This window comes from Streptomyces sp. NPDC002888, from assembly GCF_042888465.1.
GTDB lineage: Bacteria > Actinomycetota > Actinomycetes > Streptomycetales > Streptomycetaceae > Streptomyces.
Map to the genome: position 1 here is coordinate 256,143 of NZ_JBIAPU010000006.1, position 21,760 is coordinate 277,902.

Here is a 21,760-nt window from a genome sequence, read left to right on the forward strand (position 1 = left end):
GGTGCCAGAACAATGGCGCGACGCATCGACGTGACCGGGGCGGGCGGCGTACGCCTGGCCGCCTGGGAGTTCGGCGATCCTCCCAAGAGTGATCCGGCGCAGCTCCTACCGGGGCAGGCGGAACCGGTCGACGAGACCTCGGCCCAGGCGGCCGGGCGGGAGCCCGGTGTCCTGTTACTGCACGGCCTGATGGGCCGTGCCTCGCACTGGGCGTCCACCGCCCGCTGGCTCTCCGAGCGCCACCGAGCGGTCGCGCTGGACCAGCGGGGCCACGGCCAGTCCGCGAAGCCCCCGCGGGCCGCCTTCACGCGTGAGGCCTACGTCGACGACGCCGAGGCCGCCCTGGAGCAGCTCGGCCTCGCCCCGGCCCTCCTCGTCGGCCACGCCATGGGCGCGCTGACCGCCTGGCAGCTCGCCGCCAAACGCCCCGACCTGGTGCACGGTCTGATCATCTGCGACATGCGGGCCTCCGCGCTCGGCGCGGCCTCGCAGCGTGAGTGGGCCGACTGGTTCAAGTCCTGGCCGGCCCCCTTCGCCACCCTCGCCGACGTGCGGAAGTGGTTCGGCGAGGACGACCCCTGGGTGGAGCGGCCGAATCCCTCCCGGGGCGCGTTCTACGCCGAGGTGATGCAGGAGTCGTCCGACGGCTGGCGCCCCGTCTTCGAGCCCGAGCAGATGCTCAAGTCCCGCGAGACCTGGGTCTACGACGCGCACTGGGAGGAACTCACCCAGGTCCAGTGCCCGGCCCTCGTCGTCCGCGGCCTCGACGGCGAGCTGGGGCGCGCGGAGGCGCAGGAGATGGTCCGTGTGCTGCCTCGCGGGCAGTACGCGGAGGTCGCCGACGCGGGCCACCTCGTCCACTACGACCAGCCGGAGGCTTGGCGGGCGGCGATCGAGCCGTTCCTCGATGCGGTGCTCACGCGGTAGGGCCGGGCGCCTTATCAGTTGCGTGGTTGCTGCGCGTCGGCGACTGCGGGGTGTCGGGGGCGGGTCGCGCCCACGCGGCGGAGCCGCATATCGGCACAGCCCCGCGCCCCATGTGCGGCGTCGCAGGCGCCCGGCGTCAACGGTGCACCGTCAGCCCTTGCTCACCGCTGCCAAAATCTCCGGCAGGCGCTCCGCCGTGCGCGGCGCTGCCAGCCGTAGGCCCAGCAGCGTGACCGCCGTCCCGTAGGCGGCACCCACCGGTAGCAGGAGCCAGGTGTAGGCGTCGCCGTCCGCCGAGACGTTGAGCCAGATCGTCAGGGCGATCACCGGCGCGCACAGGAGGGCGGCGGAGACCATGCCGCCGAGGATGGCGATCCAGGCGAGTCCGGCCTGGCCGGGGGCCACGTTCTTGTGGCCCTCCTGCGGGATGGAGTACGGGAAGCGGGCCGAGGTCCACGCCCCGGTCGCCAGCATCGCGCCGAGCAGCGCCAGCGACAGGCCCAGCACCTCCGGCAGTTTCGACCAGTCGCCCAGCAGCGCGGTCGTCACCACGACGACGACAGCGGCGTACGGCAGCGTGATCATCAGGAGGGCCAGCGCCCGCGCGCGGAGCTCGGCGTACGCGTCCCGGGTCGACGAGATCGTCATCGCGACCATCCAGAACGCGGAGGTGTCCTGCCCGAACTGGTTGTACATCTGGATGCCGAGCATCCCGGCGGCGAAGCAGGCGAAGTAGAGCGAGCCGGTGCCCTGGAGGGCGTTGAACACCGGCACGATCAGACCGATCGCCAGGGACGTCACCCAGGCCGCCTTGGTCTTGGGGTCGCGCCAGATGTAGCGCAGGCTGCGCTCCATGACCGTGCCGGTCCGCCCGGCGGGCAGCAGCCGGGCGAGACCCGTCGACGTTCCGCGATCGCGCGAGGCCGACTCCGCGGCCTGGAGCGTCGAACCGTCGGGCGCGGTCATCAGCCGCGTCAGACTGCGCGCCCACCCCACCACCAGCAGTACCAACGCGCTGGCGCTCACGCCGAGTTGCGCGGCCGCGACACCGTACGAACCCTCGCTCACCGAGTCGACCATGCCGATCGCGGAGGCGGGCGGCACCCAGCGCAGCACCGTGGCCGCCGGGTCGAGCTCCCCGAGCCCGGACGTACCGAGCCGCTGCGCACCGAAGTTGACGACCTGCGCGCCGACCGCGATGACCAGTCCGCTCAGCACGGCGAGGTCCCGCCCCTTGCGGCTGGTCAGCAGTCGGAGGTTGGCGGCGGCGACGGCCCGCGCGAGGGCCACGCACAGCAGCAGCGCGAGGACGACCCCGACGACGGCCGTCACGAACGCGGCCGCCCCGTGCGCCACGGAGATCGCCGAGCCCACGAGCAGCAGCAGCGTGAACAGCGGCCCGATTCCCACCAGCGAGGCCGTGAGCAGCGCTCGCACCAGTGGCCGGGGCCGCAGCGGCAGCATCACCAGCCGCGTCGGATCCAGCGTCTCGTCCCCGCTGGGGAAGAACAGTGGCATCACCGCCCACCCCAGCCCCAGCACCGCCACGAGCAGCACGACCAGCGAGACGGCGTGCTCGTGCCCGCGCAGCGCGACGAGACCGAGCAACTGCAAGGCGGCGAACAGGAGAACGACGACGGTGGAGACGACGAAGGCGGCCCGCCGTCCCCCGGACTGGCGCAGCCCGTTGCGCAACAGCGACAGCTTCAGCCGTACGACGGTGGAGGTCACGCTCGTCATCGGCCGCCGCCGAGCCAGTCGAGGTCGGTACCGGTGTCGCGGGCACTCGCGCCGACGAGGTCGAGGAACGCGCGCTGGAGGGTGGGGTGGTCACCGCGTACCTCGCCGAGCGTGCCGTGGGCGCGGATACGGCCGGCCGCCATCACGGCGACCCAGTCGCACAGCGACTCGACCAGCTCCATGACGTGCGAGGAGAAGACGACGGTGGCACCGGAGGCGGTGTACCGCTCCAGGACGCCCCGGATGGTCTGCGCGGAGACCGGGTCGACGCCCTCGAAGGGCTCGTCGAGGAAGAGCACTTCGGGGTTGTGGAGGAGAGCGGCCGCGAGCCCGATCTTCTTGCGCATGCCGGTCGAGTAGTCGACGACCAGCTTGTGCTGCGCGCCGGCGAGGTCGAGGACGTCGAGAAGCTGCGTGGCCCGCTTGTCGACCTCGGCACCGGGCAGTCCGCGCAACCGCCCGCTGTATCCGAGCAGTTCCCGCCCCGACAGCCGCTCGAACAGTCTGAGCCCCTCGGGCAGCACCCCGATCCGCGCCTTCACCTCGACCGGGTCCCGCCACACGTCGTGCCCGACGACCTCGACACTTCCCTGATCCGGCCGCAGCAGCCCGGTCACCATCGACAACGTGGTGGTCTTCCCGGCCCCGTTGGGCCCGACAAGCCCGACGAACTTCCCCGCGGGCAGTTCGAGATCGATCCCGGCAACGGCAACCTGCTGCCCGAACCGCTTCCAGAGCCCTTGCACGCGCACGGCGCTACTACCCACCACAGCTCCCTCCGTTGAGAATGAACCCTACGGTGCGAGTCAGCGCCCCAAAGGGGCGCGGGGAACTGCGCGAGCAACCACACACAACCCGCAGACGGCTACCTATCCCGTCCGCACGCATAGGCCAGAGGCGAGATCAACTCCTCCGCGTCCGGCAGCCACCGATTCGCGGGCGTAGGCCGGCAGGCCCACTGCACGGCCCCCCGCGACCCGAACCGCGTAGGCGGCGCCGCCACATAAGCCCCCTCCCCGAGCGCGACGAGATCGAGCGACGAGGGGGTCCAGCCCAGCTTCCGCACCAGGTCCGGCACCTTCACCGACGCCCCCGGCAGCACGAAGAAGTGCATCCGACGATCAGGCGTCAACGTCACAGGGCCCAGCGTCAACTCCATCCGCTCCATCCGCGCCAACGCCAGAAACCCGGCCGTCTCCGGAACGGAGATCGCGTCGAACGTACGCCCCGTGGGCAGCAGGATCGACGCCGTCGGCTGCTTCTGCCACATCCGGCGCGCCACGGTCGCGCTGCCGGTGGCCTGCGTCGCCCAGTCCGCACGCCCCGGATGTGCGCCGGGTGCGGCGCACGCGGTGTCGCCGCAGGAGCAGTGCTGCACCCCTTCGACCGCTTCCAGCCAGGTGCCGGGGAACACGTCCCAGTGGCGCTCCTCGGCATAGCGAACGGCGGTCTCCAGCAGCGATTCCCCGCGCTGTTTCGGAATCTGAGCGGCTTCGGTGCCCGCGATCGTCTCTTCCACGCTGAACTCAACTCCCGCGCCCACCTGGAGTTACGGGCGTAGCGCGCGCAGGGGAGGAGCATTGCATCCCTGTTTGGGGCGCATGGGTGCATGTGTGGGGGCGCGCGGGAGGATCCGCGGCGGGAGGGGGTAGGCAGGGTGGGGGGTCGGCTTCTGCCTTACCCCGGCAATCCTCGCATGCCTCGCATTTTCGTCCTGTTTGCGGGGCATTGATCTTTGCGGCCGGATCTTTGCGTTTCTGTTCGCCGGAGGCGACGTCCGGTCGGGGAAGACACGCCAACTCGGTGCTCGGGCAGGCACCGCAGCCACAGGGGGTACGCCAATGGCCGCAAGGCCACTTGTCGCGCGGCAGCCGAACGAACGGCTGCAGGCGCTCATCCAGGAGGCGGGGTGCTCGAACGCCGGGCTGGCCCGCCGGGTCAACATGTGCGGCGCGGAGCACGGCCTCGACCTGCGTTACGACAAGACGTCGGTGGCGCGCTGGCTGCGCGGACAGCAGCCGCGCGGACGGGCCCCGGCGATCATCGCCGAGGCGCTGGGCCGCAAGCTGGGCCGTACGGTCACGATCGACGAGATCGGCATGGCCAACGGCAAGAACCTCGCGTCGGGTGTCGGTCTCCAGTTCTCGCCGACGGTACTGGGGGCCATCGAGCAGGTGTGTGAGCTGTGGCGGAGCGACGTGGGCCGCCGCGACTTCCTCTCCGGCTCGTCCGTCGCCGCGTCCGCGCTGGTCGAGCCCAGCCGGGACTGGCTGATCTCCGCGCCCGACGCCCAGGTGGCGCGTGCGGCCGGGCCGCGCGTGGGCCAGTCCGACGTGGCGGCGGTCCGGGCGATGACCCAGGCACTGGTCGACCTGGACCACCAGTACGGCAGCGGGCACGTACGCCCGGTCGTCGTGCACTACCTGAACAGCGTCGTCTCCGGGCTGCTGGCCGGCTCGTACCGGGAGGCGGTGGGGCGTGATCTCTTCGCCGCGGTCGCGCGGTTGACGGAGCTCGCCGGGTACATGGCGGTCGACACCGGGCAACCGGGCCTGGCCCAGCGGTACTACATCCAGGCGCTGCGGCTCGCGCAGGCGGCGGGCGACCGCGGATACGGCGGGTACGTCCTCGCCGCGTCCATGAGCCATCTCGCCGCGCAGCTCGGGAACCCGCGGGAGATCTCCCAGTTGGCGCGGGCGGCGCAGGAAGGGGCGCGCGGGCGTGTGTCCCCGCGCGCCGAGGCCATGTTCTTCGCGGCGGAGGCACGCGGGCACGCCCTGTTGGGCGACGCGAGGGCGGCCCACGCGGCGTCCGGGCGTGCGGTCACCGCGCTGGAGGCGGCCGAACCGGACTCCGGGGACGACCCGGCGTGGATCGCGCACTTCGACGAGGCGTACCTGGCCGACGAGTTGGCGCACTGCCACCGTGACCTGGGGCAGGCCGAGGCGGCGGCCCGATGCGCCGAGCAGTCCCTGGCCGGGCACCCAGCGTCCCGCGCGCGCAGGCGGGCCATCGGCTACGTCCTGCTCGCCACCGCCCAGGTCCAGCAGCGCGAGGTGGAACTGGCCTGCCACACCGGCCTGAAGGCCGTGGAACTGCTGGAGAAGCTCCGCTCCAACCGGGGCGCCGAGTACCTGGAGGACTTCCAGCAGCGGCTCGATCCGTACCGGGACGAGTCGGTGGTAAGGGAGTTCGGTGCGCGGCTGGAGATCCAGGTCGCCGCGTGAAACGCGGGGCGGCCGGCACGTGAACGAGCGGAGAACGCGACTCCGGTGGTGAAGGGAGGGCTTGTTCGGCGGACGGGGAGCGGGATCCGCTACCGCGGTCAGGTGATCTGTTACGACGGTCACAGGGATCCAGGTCACGGCCTGAGCTGCGTAGCACCTGGCTCTGCGGACCCGGTAGCGTGAGCCGACGATCCCGAAGGTCCCCCATTCGTAGGAGTCCCGGTGACGCAGAGTGGACAGGGCGAGGAGCCCTCGGCGCGGCCCGCGCGCGAAGGCATCGTGCTGCCCTCCGACGGAGGCGAGCCCCTGCTGCCGGGCATGACGGGCGGACCGGGCGACCGGCAGCCGGGCCCCCAGCCGGGGCAGGCGACCGGTCAGCACTACGGCGGGCAGTACGGCGGCCAGCACGGCCGGCAGGACCCCGCCGCGGCGCCGCCCGGCGGCCAGTCCTGGGACCGCCCGTGGGGCCCCGACCAGCACCAGACGCCCGCCCCGCCCCCGGAGCAGGGCTGGCCGACCCCGCCGGACCAGCAGTGGAGCACACCCGAGCCGCCGGCGTGGGGTGCGTCCCAGCAGTCGGGCGCGCTGCCCCCGGAGGGCACGTCGCAGGGCTACGGCACCGGCGCGCAGCCGCAGGGGTACGGCGCCGAGGCGCAGTCCCAGGGGTACGGCGCAGGCGCACCACAGGGTTATGGCGCAGGCGCACAGCCTCCCGCCTACGGCAGCGGTGGCACGCCCGCCGAGTCCTCCGCGTACGGCAGCGGCGGCACGCCCCCGCAGGCGCCCGCGTACGGAGCCGAAGGCACCCCCCATGCGCTGGTGCCGTACTCCGCGCAGGGGCCCGGCGCGCACGGCACCCCGGGGGCCGCGCTGCCCCCGGCCGACGACGGCGCGACCCAGTACATACCGCCGGTCCCGGCCGGTCCCGGGGGCGAGGCCACCCGGTACATACCCCCGGTCCCGGTTGCCCCGGCGGACGAGGGCGCCACCCAGTACATCCCGCCGGTCCCCGCCGCGGCGGCGGACGAGGGCGCGACGCAGTACATCCCGCCGGTCGGGCCCGGGGCGCTGCCGCCCGAGACGCCGGCCGAGTCCACGCACTTCCTGGGACGCGCGCCGCAGGGCGGGCCGGGGCCGATGCCGGAGCACGGTGCGGCGTCGCAGGGGAGACCCGGGCCGGGTGCGGGGCCCCTGCCGCCCGCCACGGGATCCGACGCCGAGGCCACCCAGTACATCCCGCCGGTGCCGGGCGGGCCCGCTGGGGCGCCGTACGGAAACCAGCGCACGCCCTCCGAGTTCGACAACCTCTTCCGCAGCGACCAGGGCGGCGGGGGCCAGGCCGGGTCCACCCAGCAGCTGCCGCGGATCCAGCAGCCCGAGGGCGGCTACGACGGATACGCGCCCGCGGCCTCCTACGCCCCGCCGGCCGGTCCGGGCGGGCGGCGCGGGACGCGGGACGACGACGGCGACGGCGGCCGGGGCGGGCGTACCGGCTCGCGTGTGCCGCTGATCGCCGCGATCGGCGTCGGTATCGCGGTCGTCGGCATCGGCGCGGGTGCGCTGCTGGCCGGCGGGGACGGCGGTGATGACAAGGGTGCCAACAAGACCGTCGCCGCCTCGGCGCCCGCGACGGACGCCTCCGGTTCCGCGTCCGCCGATCCGGCCCTGCAGCAGGCGACAGCGCTGGACGCGCTGCTGGCCGACAGCGGCAGCAGCCGTACCAGCGTGATCAACGCGGTGGCCGACGTGCGGGCCTGCAACAATCTCGACCAGGCGGCCACGGACCTGCGGGACGCGGCCAAGCAGCGAGGCGACCTGGTGACCAAGCTGGCCGGGCTGTCCGTCGACAAGCTGCCCGACCACACGGAGCTGACGGCCGCCCTCACCAAGGCGTGGCAGGCGTCAGCGGCGGCCGACAACCACTACGCGGCCTGGGCCGACCAGGTCGCCGGCAACAAGAAGCTCTGCAAGAAGAACCAGGCCCGCTCCACGGGCCAGACCCAGGCCGGCAACCGCGAGAGCGGCACCGCCAGCACACAGAAGAAGACCGCGGCCCAGCTGTGGAACGCGATCGCGAAGACGTACGGCCTGACCCAGCGCCAGCCGGTCCAGCTCTGAGGCCGGACACCAGGACGGCGGGCCTGTGGACCTCGGGTCTCAGCCGAGGTCCGCGTCCAGCAGGGTCTTCGTCACGTCGACGAAGCCCTTCTCGGCGGCCCTCAGCCGGCCCTGCCGGACGATCTGGAGGGTCACGGAGGTGTTGACCAGGCGCGGGAAGCCGACGGAGGCGAGCCGGTCCGAGAAGCGCCAGCGCAGGGGCGGCGTGAGCCCGCCCGTGGTCACCTTCAGCCCGTCGTTCAGTGCCTTGCGCACGGTGGCGGCGCTCACTTCGCCGCCGTCGAGCGACTCCACGGCCTGCCGGAACGCGGTGTACGCGATCCAGGTGGTCTGCACCCCGGCGTCCGCGGGGTCGATGCGGTTGTCCGAGAAGGCCTGCTCCTTGATGACCTGCTTCATCTCGTCCCACCGCTCGTCGGTGGCCACCGGGTACCAGCCGCTGATGTACGCGTCCTCGTAGGGCCCCGACGCGCCGCCGGAAGCGTCGATGACCGTCTGGTCGACGCTGCCGAGCACGGTCGCGGTGCGCACGGAGGGGTAGTCGCCGCGGGTGCGCCGGAAGGAGTCCATGAAGGTGTCGTTGCGGTCCCCGAGGGCGGGCACCACGCACCCCTCCTTCGCCGGGTTGCGGCCGGCGTGCTCCAGCGAGCGCTGGGCCTGCACGTCGTACTCCGTGGCGTCGTCCTTGGCCAGCTGGTCGCTCGCGGCCTCGTGCCGGCCCGCCCGCAGCCCGGAGTTCAGCAGGGTCGGCAGCTGGTCGCCCGCGATGGAGTCGGGGCGCACGAGTGAGACGGGCCCGCAGCGGCTCGCCAGCTCCTTGCCGAGGCCGGCCAGGAGCGCGGGCTGGCCGCCGTTGACCGGGTAGGACAGCGGGCTGGTGAACTCGCTGTTGGTGACGCCGTAGCCGCCGATGTACGGGATGCCGCCGCCCTCCAGCGCAGGGAAGAAGGAGTCGGCGTACTGGCTGTAGGAGCCGACGACGGCGACCACGTTCTCCTTGACGGCGCGCCGGGCGCACTTCGCGGCCTGGATGCTGTCGTTGTCGTCGTTGCAGGTCAGGACCTTGAGCTTGCGGCCATTGATGCCGCCGTGGGCGTTGACCCAGCGGGCGTAGGCGCCCGCGAAGGCGGGCATGCCGGGCTTGTTGGTCGCCTTGGTCTGTTCCGGTGCCCAGGTCATGACGGTGATCGGGCCGTCCCCGGCGCCCCCCGTGGTGCCGGGGACGACCCCGCAACCGGCGGCGAGCGACGCACACGCGGCCAACGCGCCCGCCGAGCGAACAGCGGCTCTGACGGGACGGGTGTAGTGGCCGAACCTGGGGAGGAAGGTGCTTCGCGTGCGTCGCGTGCCGGTCATGGAAACGCACGATTCCTGCACACCGCTAACCTGGGAGTGACCTCCAGTCAACGGCTGGTGACGCGGAGGTGAATTGCGGGGGGCGGTGAGCCGTGGGCGAGGGGGAACGTACGATCGATGACCGTGCAAGGTTCGGAGAACTCTTCCCGTCGCGGGCGTCGCTCATTCACCATGGGCGGCATGCCCCTCAATGACATGCCCTGGTGGCGCTGGCGCAGCAACGTGCGCTCGGCGCTTCACATGCTCTCCGATCCGGTGTTCCAGCGGGACGTCTGGCTGGCAGGCGTGGACGGGTACGGGGACGTCACCGACGCCGTGTACCGCCTCGTCGAGGACACCTGGCTGGACAACTGGTCCGCCGAGAAGTACGTCGGCACGATCTTCCGTGACTCGCAGGAGGCGGCGCTCGTCGACACCGCCGTGCTGCGGGTGCTGCGGATCATGCACCAGGTCGGCCCGGACGCGCCGGTCTCCGCGTACGTCGACCATCACGCCTGGCCGGAGGCGGTGCGGGCGGCCCGCGACGCGCATGTGCGCATGGCGGCGGCCGACGGGGACGACTCGGACGCGCCGCCGCGCACCCTGGAGGTGCTGCGGATCATGACGCGGTCCGCGTAGCGGACGGGTTCCGGTGGGGTCTGGGGGGTATGGGACCCTGTCCTGCATGAACGAGCAGTCCACCCGAGCCGCGGCCCCGGCCGACCAGTACGTCCTCACGCTCTCCTGCCCCGACAAGCAGGGCATCGTGCACGCCGTGTCGAGCTACCTCTTCATGACCGGCTGCAACATCGAGGACAGCCAGCAGTTCGGCGACCACGACACGGGACTGTTCTTCATGCGCGTCCACTTCTCGGCGGAGTCGCCGGTGACGGTGGACAAGCTGCGCGCCAGCTTCGTGGCGATCGGTGACTCCTTCCACATGGAGTGGCAGATCAACCGGGCCGACGAGAAGATGCGCATCGTGCTGATGGTCAGCAAGTTCGGGCACTGCCTGAACGACCTGCTGTTCCGGGCGCGGATCGGGGCGCTGCCGGTGGAGATCGCCGCGGTGGTGTCCAACCACACGGACTTCGCCGAGCTGGTGGCGTCGTACAACCTTCCCTTCCACCACATCCCGGTGACGAAGGACACGAAGGCGCAGGCCGAGGCGCAGCTGCTGGAGCTGGTGCGGGCGGAGAACGTCGAGCTGGTGGTGCTGGCCCGCTACATGCAGGTGCTGTCCGACGATCTGTGCAAGCAGCTCAGCGGGCGGATCATCAACATCCACCACTCGTTCCTGCCGAGCTTCAAGGGCGCGAAGCCGTATCACCAGGCGCATGCGCGTGGGGTGAAGCTGATCGGGGCGACCGCGCACTATGTGACCGCGGATCTCGATGAGGGGCCGATCATCGAGCAGGAGGTCGAGCGGGTGGGGCACGGCGTCACGCCGGACCAGCTGGTCGCGATCGGGCGGGACGTGGAGTGTCAGGCGCTGGCGCGGGCGGTCAAGTGGCACGCCGAGCGCCGCATTCTGCTGAACGGGCGGCGGACGGTCGTCTTCGCCTGATCAGCGGCTCACATCCGGCTCAGGGACGCCGCTGCGAAGAGCACGTCCCTGATCGCCTCGCGGTCGCCGACCTGGCCTGCCGCCGCCTCCTGGGGTGATACGTGTCCCGCGGCCAGGCGGCAGAACTCGACGCCGTCGAGGGCGACGTGGGCGACCTCGTGTCGGGCGGAGCCCAGCGCGGCCGGCGAGTCGAGGGGGATCAGCCACTCGCCCCCTCCGTTTCCCTCGATCTCCAGGCGGAGGCTGCGGCCGGGTTCGCCGGCCGGGACGAGGTGGCGGTGGGGTGCGGGTGAGGCCAGGCCGGACTGACGGCGCGCCGCGAGGGCGTCGGGCAGCATCCGTACCGCCAGTTCGATCATCGAGTTGAGGTGGCGTGGGGAGGGCGGCGCGTAGGGGTAGTCCACGGCCTCCGCGATGTCCTCGGCGTGCACCCAGCACTCGAACGCCCGGTCCAGCAGGGCGTCACGCAGCCGCAGCTCGAAGTCGCCGTACGACACCGCACGCTCGCCGGAGCCGCCGCCGGTGAACGACACCGTGCGGACGATGTCGTGGCCCTGTTGCCGCCACGGCGTCCGTACGGAGCGGGTGGGCGGGAAGTGCGAGGCGCGCCAGTAGGCCTCGGTGCGGCCGGCGGGCGTGGGGTCCTTGTCGTCCGAGGCGTCGCCGAGGGGGTCCTCGAGGCCGAGCGCGAGGGCGACCAGTCCGTCGACGGCGAGCAGGTGAGCGATGACTCCCGCGACGGTCGTACGACGGCTCGTCGCGTTGTCGCGCTCGAACCAGCGCAGCCGTACGGGGGCGTGCCACTCGGCCTTGCCGAAGTCCTGGAGCAGGGCGTCGAGGCGGGCGGTCTCGGCGTCGTACGAGGTGGCCCAGTCCGGGACCGGGATGCGCGGCGGGCGGCGGTCGAGGCAGCCCGCGAGGACGCGGGTGCGCAGGCCGGGGTCGAGGTCGAGGCTCTCGGGGCGCTGCAACAGGCCCACCGCCTCGCGCAGCCGCCGTGCCTCGTCCGCGCAGGCCCCGCAGTCGCCGAGGTGCTCCTCGACGGCCGCGGTCTCCTCGGCCGAGCAGGCCGCCAGCGCCCATGCCCCGAGCAACGACTTCAACACCCGGTGCCCCAGCACCGGCGCCGGCTCCTCCACTGCCTCCAGCACGGGCAACGGCAGCCCACTGTCCTCGACGGAAGCACGCGGCATCGGTATGCGCGGGGGCTCGGCAGCCCCGCCCGAACCTTCACCCGAATTCCGTGACCCTCCGGATCCCCCGGATCCCCCGGATCCCCCGGATCCCCCGGATCCCCCGGATCCCCCGGATCCCCCGGATCCCCCGGACGCACCGGCCCCGCCCGAGCCATCGGAATTGTCCGGCACGCCCCAGCCGCCCGGCCCCTGTGCGCCGAACCCGCTCGGGTCGCCCGAGTCATCCGCCATGTTCTGCCCCTGTACCGCCGTTCCGGGATCACCCGGGAGTTCGTGGACGGCGTACCTCGCACGCGCCCCGTCCTGCGCGGGTCCCTCGGACCGGTCGGCCCCCCTCACGCCGCACCCCCGTACCCCGGCGGAGCTCCCGGTGTGTCGGTGTCGTGGGCCGTGGAGAGGAGTTGGAGGCCGAGGCGGAGGCGGCGGCGGGCCTCGTCCTCGGTGACGCCCAGGTCGACCGCGGTCTGGCGGTAGTCACGGCGTTGGAAGTAGGCGAGTTCGAGGGCGGCGCGGAGTGGGTTCGGCATGGCGTGGACGATGTAGTCGGCGCGGGCGGCGACCGAGGCGTGGCGGACCTTGTCCTCCAGGTCCTCGGTGGAGCCCTGGCCGCCCTGGGCGAGAGCCGCCGTCTCCGTGGTGCGCAGCCGCTGCACGGCGAGGCGGTGGGTGAGCGCGGCGACCCAGGTGCGCAGGGGGCCCTTCTTCGGATCGTAGGCGTCCGGGTTCTCCCAGACGTGGGTGAAGACCTCACGGGTGATGCCGTCGGCCGCCCGTTCGTCCTCGAGTACGCGGTGGGCGAGGCCGTGCACGAGGGAGGCGAACCGGTCGTACAGCTCACCGAGGGCGGCCGCCTCCCCGCGGGTGAGCCGCTGCTGCATCTTGCGGTCCCAGCGGGACGGCGCGTCCTGCGTCGCCATGCGGCCCCCTCACCCCTGCGCCCGTCCGGCCGTGCCGGTCCGTCCCTGTGCCCAGCCTGCGTCCATCGTCACCTCGAATGTAGTCGGCATGCCCAAGGGCGCACGCCCCTTTATGACAATGTGCGCCCCCCGACCCGTCCCAGGTGGTAGGGGGGATCCGGGGTACGCCGGGCGGACTTCCGGGCGCGTCTACCCGCCATCGCCCCGGTCAAGCCTGATCGAACAGGATCGAATACGACTGAAACCAGCCTCTTTTGTTCAGTTGCCGTTTCCTGCACTGTGTTTCAGGGAACCGCCGCTGGGCAGCCGCGCTGCAAAGGAAGCGTAGGGATGGCTTCCGCTTCCCGTTTTCCGGGATTTTCCAGCGAGTGAAGGGCGTGCTGGTGGCGTTCAAAGTGACCGAAGGTGAGCAGGCCGGATGGGCCGTGCTCAACGTCTCCGGTGAGCTGGACCTGGTGACGTCGCCGGTGCTGCGGCAGCGAGTGCACGACGTGGTGGCCGACGGCCGCCACAGTCTCGTCCTCGACCTCTCCGAGGTGCAGTTCTGCGACTCCAGCGGCGTCGGCGTGCTCATCGCCTCCCGCCGTCTCATCCGCTCCTGCCGGGGCACCCTGCGCCTGATCCTGCCCGCGCAGGGCGCCGTCGACGGCTCCCACGTCAACCGCGTCCTCGGAGCACTCGGCGTGCGACGCCTGTTCGACGTGTACGCCGACGTCGACGGCGCCGTGGAGGAGGAGGCCGGCCCGCTGTCGGCGTGAGCGGACGCCTTGTAACACCGGGCCCCGCGACTGCCACACCGTTGTCGCAGAATTTCCCCGGTCTTGGTACAAGCGCCGGTTTCCCGCTCCCCGACGGCCCACCACGTCGTACGCTCCGTGCCAGATACACCCTCACGTGACGTAAGGCGGCTCGAAAAGACATGGTCAGCAGCGAGTACGAGCGCAGGATCGCCGACCGGTTCGCCACCTTCGACCAGGACGGCAACGGCTATATCGACCGCGAGGACTTCAACGTGGCGGCGAAGGCGCTGCTCGTGGAGTTCGGTACCGCGGCCCGCTCCGACAAGGGGCAGGCGCTGTACGCCGGCGCCGAGGCCTTCTGGCAGGGCATGGCCGGCATAGCGGACCGGGACGGCGACCAGCGCATCACCCGGGACGAGTTCGTGAACGGCGCCCTCAAGCGCCTGCGGGACAACCCCGAGCGGTTCGCCGAGATCGCCCGCCCCTTCCTGCACGCGGCCCTCGACATCGCCGACACCGACGGCGACGGAGCGGCCACGGTCGCCGACACCGCACGCGTGCTCGTCCTCCTGGGAGTGCCGCTGGACACCGCCCGCGCGGCTGTCGCGGCACTCGACGCGGACGGCGACGGCAAGGTCGGCGAGGCCGAGATCGTGCCCGCGTTCGCCCGCTACTTCACCGTCCCCGAGTAGCGTTCGCGCAGTTTGTACTTGAGCACCTTGCGCAAGGTCTCGTTGCGGGGAAGGGCGTCCACCACCTCGAGCTGTTCCGGCAGTTTGTGCACCGACAGCCCTTCCTCGCGCAGGTACGACGTGACCGCCGCCAGGGTCAGCTCCTCGGCCCCCGGTGCCTGCTCCACCACCGCGCACACCCGCTCCCCGCGCTCCGCGTCCGGCAGCCCGATCACGGCCACGTCCCCGACGGCCGGGTGCGCGTGCAGCAGGTCCTCGATCTCCTTCGCCGAGATGTTCTCCCCCTTGCGGATGATCACGTCCTTCAGGCGTCCGGTCAGCACCAGATGCCCGCTGTCGGTGAGGTGCCCGAGGTCGCCGGTGCGCAGGAACCCGTCCTCGTCGAACGCCTCCGCCGTCTGCGCCGGATCCAGATAACCCCGGCAGACGGCCTCCCCGCGCAGCCGCACCTCCCCGTCGACGATCCGTATCTCCATCCCCCGCGGCGGCCGCCCCTCCGTCGTCGCCAGGTTCTCCGCCGTGTCGTCCGGCGCACCCATCGTGATCATCGGCACCTCGGTCATGCCGTACCCGTGGGTGAGCCGCACCTCCATCTCCCGTACGACGGCGTGGTATACCTCCGGCGGCTTGGGCGCCCCGCCCCCGGCGAGCAGCCGGAGGGTCGGAATCACCGGGACGCCCGGTTGTTTCCGTTGCTCGGCGAGGAACATCGAGTAGAACGCCGTCGACCCGCCCGCCATCGTCACGCCGTGCCTGCGGTACCCCTCCAGCGCGTCCGGCAGCGCGAACTGCTCGAACATCACGGCGGGGAAGCCGTACAGCAGCAGCATCACGGTGTAGTCGGGGCCGCCGATGTGGGCGTACGGGAAGGCGATCGAGCCGACGTCGGCGGCCGTCGGGCGCAGTGCGTGGGCGAGGCAGGAGCCGCCCGCGATGAGGGAACGGTCCGTGTGCAGCACGCCCTTGGGGTCGGAGGTCGTGCCCGAGGTCCAGTAGATCCAGCGGACGGCGGTGCCGTCGGCGGGTGGGGCGGGGAGCGTGGCCGGGTCGCCCTCGGGGAGGTCGTCGTACGCCTCGAAGGCGCCCTTCGCGCCCAGTCGGCGGGCCATCTCGGTGTGGTCGAAGTCCCGCCACGCGCCCGGCACCGCGAAGAACTCCGCCTTCGACTCCCGCAGCGCGAAGCCGACCTCCCGGTCCCGGTAGAAGGGGATGACCGGGGTCTGTACGGCGCCCAGGCGGGCCAGGGCGAAGGACAGCACGGCCGTTTCGAGGCGGGTGGGGAGCTGCCAGGCGACGACCGTGCCGGGGCGCACGCCCCTGTCGTACAGCCCGGCCGCGACCCGCTCCGCCCGCTCGCGCAGCTCGCCGAAGGTCAGTGACCGGTCGTCCTGGAGGAATACGGGCCGGTCAGGGGTGAGCTCGGCGCGGCGGTCGGTCAGCTCCCACAGTGTGCGGGAGGAACTCAGGGAGTGCGGGGTCTCGTTCACGTTTCCCCCTGCTTGGCTGACGGGTCATCAGGTGCGATGCTATCTGACGCCCCATCAGATATGTACCGTCCGGCGGAGGGGACCCATGGCCGAACTGCCCCGCATCATCAGCGTCGACGACCACGTCATCGAGCCCGCGCACCTCTTCGAGACCTGGCTGCCGCGGAAGTACCGCGACCGCGGCCCGAAGCCCCTCACCGCCGGCATCGGTGAGCTCGCCTACGTCGGCGGCAAGTACCGGATCACGATGGATCCGGACGGCCCGCCCACCGACTGGTGGATCTACGAGGACCTCCAGTTCCCCTACAAGCGCAACATCGCGGCCGTCGGCTTCGACCGCGACGAGATGACCCTGGAGGGCATCACGCGCGCGCAGATGCGGCGCGGCTGCTGGGACCCCGCCGAGCGGCTGAAGGACATGGACCTCAACCACGTCGAGGCCAGCCTCTGCTTCCCGACCTTCCCCCGCTTCTGCGGGCAGACCTTCGCCGAGGCGCACGACAAGGAGGTCGCGCTGGCCTGCGTGCGGGCCTACAACGACTGGATGGTGGAGGAGTGGTGCGGTGACAGCGGCGGGCGCCTCATCCCGCTGTGCCTGATCCCGCTGTGGGACATCGGGCTCGCGGTCGCGGAGATCCGGCGCAACGCGGCCCGCGGGGTGCGCGCGGTGACCTTCTCCGAGATCCCCACCCACCTCGGCCTGCCGTCCATCCACTGCGGCCACTGGGACCCGTTCTTCGCGGCCTGCCAGGAGACCGGGACGGTCGTCAACATGCACATCGGCAGCAGCTCGCAGATGCCCGCCGCCTCCCCGGACGCCCCGCCCGCCGTCCAGGCCTCGCTCAGCTTCAACAACGCGATGGCCTCGATGATGGACTTCCTCTTCAGCGGGGTCCTGGTGAAGTTCCCGCAGCTCAAACTCGCCTACTCCGAAGGCCAGATGGGCTGGATCCCGTACGCCCTGGAGCGCGCCGACGACGTCTGGGAGGAGCACCGGGCCTGGGGCGGGGTGCGCGACACGATCCCCGAGCCGCCGTCGACGTACTACTACCGGCAGATCTTCTGCTGCTTCTTCCGCGACAAGCACGGGATCGCCTCGCTGGACGTGGTCGGCCGCGACAACGCCACCTTCGAGACCGACTACCCGCACGTCGACTCGACCTTCCCGCACACCAAGGAGGTCGCCCTCGACCATGTGAAGGGCCTCGACGACGAGACGGTCCACAAGCTGATGCGGGGCAACGCGATCCGCATGCTGGACCTGGACCTCGACACGTAATGGATCTGTCGTACACGCCCGAGGAGGAGGAGTTCCGGGCCCGGCTGCGGGAGTGGCTCGGCAAGGTGCTGCCCGCCCTGCCGCCCAAGCCGTCCCCCGACGACTGGCCGGGGCGCCGTGCCTACGACCTCGGCTGGCAGCGGATGCTGTACGACGCCGGGTACGCCGACGTCCACTGGGACGGATCACCGAGCGTTCGCCTGATCTTCCTGGAGGAGACCGAGAAGGCGGGCGCGCCCTACGTGGGCGCCAACTTCGTCGGGCTGCTGCACGCGGGGCCCACCATCGCGGCCGAGGGGACACCCGAGCAGCGGGCACGGTGGCTGCCGCCCGTCCTGCGCGGCGAGGAGGTCTGGTGCCAGGGCTTCAGCGAACCGGACGCGGGCTCCGATCTCGCGGCGCTGCGCACGCGCGCGTGGCGCGACGGCGACCACTACGTGGTGCGTGGCTCCAAGATCTGGACCTCCCACGCGGAGGTCGCCGACTGGTGCGAGCTGCTGGTGCGCACGGACCCCGAGGCGCCGAAGCACCGGGGTATCACCTGGCTGGCCATGCCCATGGACGCGCCGGGCGTCACCGTACGGCCGCTGCGCACCCTCGCCGGGTCGGCCGAGTTCGCGGAGGTGTTCCTCGACGAGGTGCGGGTGCCGGTCGCCAACCGGGTGGGCGCGGAGAACGACGGCTGGCGGGTGACGATGGTGACGCTGTCCTTCGAACGCGGCACCGCGTTCGTCGGCGAGGTGGTCGCCTGCCGACGTGTCCTCGGTGAACTCGCCCGGGAGGCACGCGGGAACGGCCGCTGGGACGATCCCGTGCTCCGACGGCGCCTTGGCAGGCTCAACGCCGAGTTCCGCGCGCTGTGGCGGCTGACCCAGTGGAACGTGAGCGAGGCGGAGGCGTCGGGCGGGGTACCCGGCGTAGGGGGTTCGGTTTTCAAACTGAGGTACTCGCACGCGCGTCAGGAGCTGTACGACGCCGCCGCGGACGTCCTGGGCGACGGGGCGCTCGACCTCGACCGGCCCTGGGTGCTCGACCGTCTCTCCTCGCTGTCGTACACCATCGCGGCCGGCACCTCGCAGATCCAGCACAACATCGTGGCCGAACGGGTCCTGGGCCTGCCGAAGGGGCGCTGACGTGCGTTTTCAACTGACCGAGGACCAGCGGGCCTTGCGAGGGGGGATGCGGGAGCTGCTGGCCCGCCACTTCGACGCCGAGGCCCTGCGCGCGGCCGTGGAGCGTCCGGGACTCGACCGCGCGCTGTGGCGCGAGTTGGGGGCGGCCGGGTTCTTCGCGCTGCGGCTGCCCGAGGCGGACGGCGGGGTCGGGGCCGGGCTGCCCGAGGCGGTGTTGGTGTTCGAGGAGGCGGGCCGGGCGCTGCTGCCGGGCCCGTTGGTGGCCACCCACGTCGCGGCGGGCAGGGTGCCGGGGGCGGCGACCGGGGAGGCGGTCGTGGCGGCCGTCGACGGCGGGCTGGTGGAGTGGCTGGCGGAGGCGGACGTCACGGTGTGCGGGGACGAGGGGGATGCCTGGGACGCCTCCGGTGCCGTACCGCTGCGGTCGGTGGACCCGTTGACGCCACTGCACCGGGTCGCGGGGGCTGGGAGGACCGCCGCCGATCCCGTCACCGATCCCGTCGCCGTCCTCCTCACCGCCGCCGAACAACTCGGCACGGCCACGCGCGTGTGCGAGTTGGCCGTGCAACACGCGCGGACGCGTGAGCAGTTCGGGCGGCCGATCGGGGCCTTTCAGGCGGTCGCGCACCTGTGCGCACAACTCCTCGTGCGGGCCGAGACGGCCCGTGCGGCGGTGTACGCGGCCGCCGTCACCGCCGACCCGGCCGACATCGCCGCCGCCCGGCTGCTCGCCGACGAGGCTGCCCTGCGCGGCACCCGCGACTGCCTCCAGGTGCACGGCGGCATGGGCTTCACCTGGGAGTCGGAGGTGCATCTGCATATGAAGCGGGCATGGGTACGGACAAGACGTGCGGGAACATCTACGGAGAGTGAGGAGCTGCTCGCCGCCGACTTGTTGGCGGGAGTGGACTGACGGGCCGCTGAGCTGCGACATCGCGCGTATGGCCCGTCGCGACCCGCCCGGATGTAACGGATTGTGGCAAAAGGGGACTACGGAGCGTTGATATCGGCTTGTGTCCTCGGCGCGCCTCGTCACGGCCCGGAGTCGGCGTACCCCTCGGGTACCTTGTGTGGGATGCGAGTGGTGCCGAGCGCGAGTCCTGCAGGTGCGGCCCTTGGGCCTGCCTGTTCGACTCCCCGCGGCGAGCGTCGCACAGTATGCCGCACGGGTACTCCTTCGCGCTGGAATATGCCCGAAGCGCTTGTTGAGGTGACTGTACGTCAATCAAGCTGTCCCGTAAGGGATTCACGTTCCGTGACTCCGGCCGTGACTCCGGTACTGGCCGTTGTTCTGGTCATGCAAAAAATGGTTACGATCGTGGCCCTCGTCGTAGCCCTCGTCATGGCGCTCGTCGTGGCGCTCGCGTGCCGCGAGGTCATGTGTCCGCCGGTTCGGATGGTGTGAGCGGTGCAGGTGCTTCAAGTGCAGCTGGAGATCCGGCCCGACCCCGCGGAGGTGGGGCGCGCCCGGAGATGGGCCCGGTCGCGGCTCGCCGGGTCCGGGATAGAAGCCGACGAGCCGCTCGCCGAAACCCTCGTCCTGCTGGTCTCGGAGCTGGTCACCAACGCCGTGGTGCACACCGGCAGTCCGGCCGTGCTCCTGCTCTCGTTGCCGGGTTCCGACGTGGCCGACGAGTCGGCCACCGTGCGCCTGGAGGTGGCCGACAGCAGTGGCCGGGCCCCGGTGCCGCGGTGCGCGGACGACGACGCCACCGGCGGCCGCGGCCTCGCCCTCGTCGACGGTCTCGCCGACCGGTGGGGTTGGGTCCGCGAGGGTGCCGGCAAGCGCATCTGGTGCGAACTCGACCGCTGCGCACAGCCCCGGCAGGCCGCGGCCGGCTGCGGGGTCGCCGGTCTGTCGGCGTATGAGGAACTGGCGTACGAGGCGCTGTTCACGGGGGCTTGACCGCGCGCGGGACTTGATCGGGCGGAGCTGTCGGACCGCACGGGCTTGGCCGCTCCGCCGTTCGGTCGGCGTGACGGGCGCACGGGGTGCGAGGGCGCCGTGGGTGTCGTCGGTTTGGCGCACGGTCGCAGAGAGCGCTGTCGTGGCGTGTCGGGCGGGGCATTCGTGCGCCCGGATGTGCTTCCGTGCGCGCCCGCGACAAACGGGGGCAAAAACAACTGGGGTGTTGACGCCTCGTGTCCGTCTGATCACGCTTGAGGTTCAGCGATTCGCCGCGAGGGGACGACGAGGGCATCGGTGACGGAAGCCCTCGTCGAGTGCGGGTCGTTGGTTCGGCGTCGGCTTCCTCAGGGCCACGGGGGGCCGGTGGGGGTCCCCCCGCTCGAGCGAAGTCGAGAGTGGGGAGGGACGCCGGAGCCGGATGGCGGCGCGCGGTGCCGTGCTCGGGGCGGGCATGGCGCGCCGCCAGCCGGAGTCGGGCCCCGGGGGCAGGCGGCAGGGGGCGGCCCCCGGGGGCCGGGAGTCAGAGGATCGCGACCGGTGCCACGGGAGTGCCGGTCGCGCCGACGAACGGCTCGGGCATCGCCGCCAGCAGGAACGCGTAGCGGTTCTCTTGTCCACAGGCTGTGGACAACTCTTCGAGATTCCAGTTCTGGCCCTGCGGCATCCCCATCTCCACCAGATCGAGCGCGTGGACGGGCAGCCACAGATCGTCGATCTCGGGCGGAAAGATCTCGAACGTCAGCGTGTCGTTGGCGACCGCGGCCACATCGCGCGCGTGGAACCACTCGGGGGTGCGGATCGACAGCCCGGGCGACGGGAAGGCGTACGCCTCCCTGTCCCCGGCGAGGCAGAGCTGCACCTGCCCGGTCCGTACGAGCACGATGTCGCCGGCCCGTACGCGCGTACCGGCGAGTTCCTCGGCGGCGTCCAGGTCCTGAGGGGTGACGGCGTGCCCGCCGGGCAGCCGGTCGACGCCACGGGCGCGGGCGACATCGAGGAGGACCCCGCGCGAGACGATGTGCCGCGCCTTGTCGATGCCGCTGAACTCGGCGCCCCCGTGCGGGGTGATCGTGCCCGCCGGGCGGCCGTTGTAGAGCCGGCCCGAGTGCGAGACATGGGTGAGCGCGTCCCAGTGGGTGCCGGCCTGCAGTCCCATGGTCACGGCGTCGTCGCTGCACGCCACCGTCCCCGGACCGAAGATCTCCTGGTTGATCTGCACCATGGCGTGCAGGGGGTTGACCCGCCCCGGGATCATCCCGGTCTGCACACCGTCCTGCTTCAGGGGCAGCGCGAGGGGCACCCGACGCCCGCTGCGGACGGTCTCCGCGGCCCGGCGCACGACCTCGTCGCTGATCAGGTTGAGGGTGCCGATCTCGTCGTCGGCCCCCCAACGTCCCCAGTTGTTGACGCGCTTGGCGATGTCGTGGAACTCGGCCGGCAGTGACATCCGGTGCCTCCCCGGGGCTTGTCCTGTCCCGTCTGACAGGCCATAA

19 protein-coding genes are annotated in these 21,760 nt (G+C 71.9%); 11 read left to right on the forward strand and 8 right to left on the reverse strand.

What is annotated here, in order from left to right; genetic code table 11:
• The first annotated feature begins 12 nt into the window (after positions 1–12).
• Positions 13–927, forward strand: a complete 915-nt coding sequence (locus tag ACFYWX_RS12705; RefSeq protein WP_389423971.1) for an alpha/beta fold hydrolase — start codon at positions 13–15, stop codon at positions 925–927.
• A gap of 150 nt (positions 928–1,077) precedes the next feature.
• On the opposite strand, the gene ACFYWX_RS12710 is transcribed toward ACFYWX_RS12705, so the two are convergent.
• From ACFYWX_RS12710 to ACFYWX_RS12720, 3 genes are all read right to left on the reverse strand, one after another.
• Positions 1,078–2,667 (reverse strand): transporter, encoded by a 1,590-nt coding sequence (locus ACFYWX_RS12710; RefSeq protein WP_389423972.1) that lies wholly within the window; start codon positions 2,665–2,667, stop codon positions 1,078–1,080.
• On the reverse strand, positions 2,664–3,437 hold the full coding sequence (locus ACFYWX_RS12715) for an ABC transporter ATP-binding protein (protein WP_389423973.1): 774 nt from the start codon (positions 3,435–3,437) through the stop codon (positions 2,664–2,666). The genes ACFYWX_RS12710 and ACFYWX_RS12715 overlap by 4 nt, the downstream gene beginning before the upstream one ends.
• A gap of 95 nt (positions 3,438–3,532) precedes the next feature.
• Positions 3,533–4,186 carry a bifunctional DNA primase/polymerase gene (locus ACFYWX_RS12720; protein WP_389423974.1) on the reverse strand — a complete coding sequence of 218 codons (654 nt, stop codon included), beginning with the start codon at positions 4,184–4,186 and terminating at the stop codon, positions 3,533–3,535.
• A 322-nt stretch (positions 4,187–4,508) separates the two neighbouring features.
• Between ACFYWX_RS12720 and ACFYWX_RS12725 the strand changes: the two genes are divergently transcribed.
• Complete coding sequence (locus ACFYWX_RS12725) at positions 4,509–5,894, forward strand: transcriptional regulator (RefSeq protein ID WP_389423975.1); 1,386 nt, start codon at positions 4,509–4,511, stop codon at positions 5,892–5,894.
• Positions 5,895–6,116: 222 nt separating this feature from the next.
• Positions 6,117–8,012 (forward strand): hypothetical protein, encoded by a 1,896-nt coding sequence (locus tag ACFYWX_RS12730; RefSeq protein ID WP_389423976.1) that lies wholly within the window; start codon positions 6,117–6,119, stop codon positions 8,010–8,012.
• 39 nt (positions 8,013–8,051) lie between these two features.
• Here ACFYWX_RS12730 and ACFYWX_RS12735 read toward each other — a convergent pair whose 3' ends face one another.
• A complete protein-coding gene (locus ACFYWX_RS12735; protein ID WP_389423977.1) occupies positions 8,052–9,368 on the reverse strand; it encodes an ABC transporter substrate-binding protein in 1,317 nt (438 codons plus the stop codon).
• Positions 9,369–9,485: 117 nt separating this feature from the next.
• On the opposite strand from ACFYWX_RS12735, the gene ACFYWX_RS12740 reads away from it, so the two are divergent.
• The gene (locus ACFYWX_RS12740; RefSeq protein ID WP_389423978.1) at positions 9,486–9,986 is read left to right on the forward strand and encodes a hypothetical protein; all 501 of its coding nucleotides are present in this window, start codon (positions 9,486–9,488) and stop codon (positions 9,984–9,986) included.
• A gap of 46 nt (positions 9,987–10,032) precedes the next feature.
• Positions 10,033–10,914: a formyltetrahydrofolate deformylase gene (gene purU / locus ACFYWX_RS12745; protein ID WP_389423979.1), complete on the forward strand. Its 882-nt coding sequence runs from the start codon at positions 10,033–10,035 to the stop codon at positions 10,912–10,914.
• Between the two features lie 8 nt (positions 10,915–10,922).
• Here the strand turns inward: purU and ACFYWX_RS12750 are convergent, their stop codons facing one another.
• Together ACFYWX_RS12750 and ACFYWX_RS12755 are read right to left on the reverse strand one after the other, a co-directional pair.
• Complete coding sequence (locus ACFYWX_RS12750; RefSeq protein ID WP_389423980.1) at positions 10,923–12,449, reverse strand: zf-HC2 domain-containing protein; 1,527 nt, start codon at positions 12,447–12,449, stop codon at positions 10,923–10,925.
• On the reverse strand, positions 12,446–13,027 hold the full coding sequence (locus tag ACFYWX_RS12755; RefSeq protein ID WP_389423981.1) for a sigma-70 family RNA polymerase sigma factor: 582 nt from the start codon (positions 13,025–13,027) through the stop codon (positions 12,446–12,448). Before ACFYWX_RS12755 ends, ACFYWX_RS12750 begins: the two co-directional genes overlap by 4 nt.
• A 377-nt stretch (positions 13,028–13,404) precedes the next feature.
• Here ACFYWX_RS12755 and ACFYWX_RS12760 point away from each other — a divergent pair, with 377 nt between their 5' ends.
• Positions 13,405–13,785 carry an STAS domain-containing protein gene (locus ACFYWX_RS12760; RefSeq protein ID WP_389424086.1) on the forward strand — a complete coding sequence of 127 codons (381 nt, stop codon included), beginning with the start codon at positions 13,405–13,407 and terminating at the stop codon, positions 13,783–13,785.
• Positions 13,786–13,946: 161 nt separating this feature from the next.
• Positions 13,947–14,459, forward strand: a complete 513-nt coding sequence (locus ACFYWX_RS12765) for an EF-hand domain-containing protein (RefSeq protein WP_389423982.1) — start codon at positions 13,947–13,949, stop codon at positions 14,457–14,459.
• Here the strand turns inward: ACFYWX_RS12765 and ACFYWX_RS12770 are convergent.
• The gene (locus tag ACFYWX_RS12770; protein WP_389423983.1) at positions 14,438–15,946 is read right to left on the reverse strand and encodes a class I adenylate-forming enzyme family protein; all 1,509 of its coding nucleotides are present in this window, start codon (positions 15,944–15,946) and stop codon (positions 14,438–14,440) included. The genes ACFYWX_RS12765 and ACFYWX_RS12770 overlap by 22 nt on opposite strands.
• 85 nt (positions 15,947–16,031) lie before the next feature.
• Between ACFYWX_RS12770 and ACFYWX_RS12775 the strand changes: the two genes are divergently transcribed.
• The 4 genes from ACFYWX_RS12775 to ACFYWX_RS12790 all read left to right on the forward strand — a co-directional run bounded on the left by ACFYWX_RS12775 (position 16,032) and on the right by ACFYWX_RS12790 (position 20,264).
• Positions 16,032–17,225: an amidohydrolase family protein gene (locus ACFYWX_RS12775; RefSeq protein ID WP_389423984.1), complete on the forward strand. Its 1,194-nt coding sequence runs from the start codon at positions 16,032–16,034 to the stop codon at positions 17,223–17,225.
• Positions 17,225–18,358: an acyl-CoA dehydrogenase family protein gene (locus tag ACFYWX_RS12780; protein WP_389423985.1), complete on the forward strand. Its 1,134-nt coding sequence runs from the start codon at positions 17,225–17,227 to the stop codon at positions 18,356–18,358. The genes ACFYWX_RS12775 and ACFYWX_RS12780 overlap by 1 nt, the downstream gene beginning before the upstream one ends.
• Before the next feature lies 1 nt (position 18,359).
• Positions 18,360–19,271 carry an acyl-CoA dehydrogenase family protein gene (locus ACFYWX_RS12785; RefSeq protein ID WP_389423986.1) on the forward strand — a complete coding sequence of 304 codons (912 nt, stop codon included), beginning with the start codon at positions 18,360–18,362 and terminating at the stop codon, positions 19,269–19,271.
• A 510-nt stretch (positions 19,272–19,781) separates the two neighbouring features.
• Entirely contained in the window at positions 19,782–20,264 is a 483-nt protein-coding gene (locus ACFYWX_RS12790; RefSeq protein ID WP_389424087.1) for an ATP-binding protein, read from the forward strand.
• Positions 20,265–20,787: 523 nt separating this feature from the next.
• On the opposite strand, the gene ACFYWX_RS12795 is transcribed toward ACFYWX_RS12790, so the two are convergent.
• Positions 20,788–21,714 (reverse strand): cyclase family protein, encoded by a 927-nt coding sequence (locus ACFYWX_RS12795; RefSeq protein ID WP_389423987.1) that lies wholly within the window; start codon positions 21,712–21,714, stop codon positions 20,788–20,790.
• Positions 21,715–21,760: the final 46 nt, after the last annotated feature.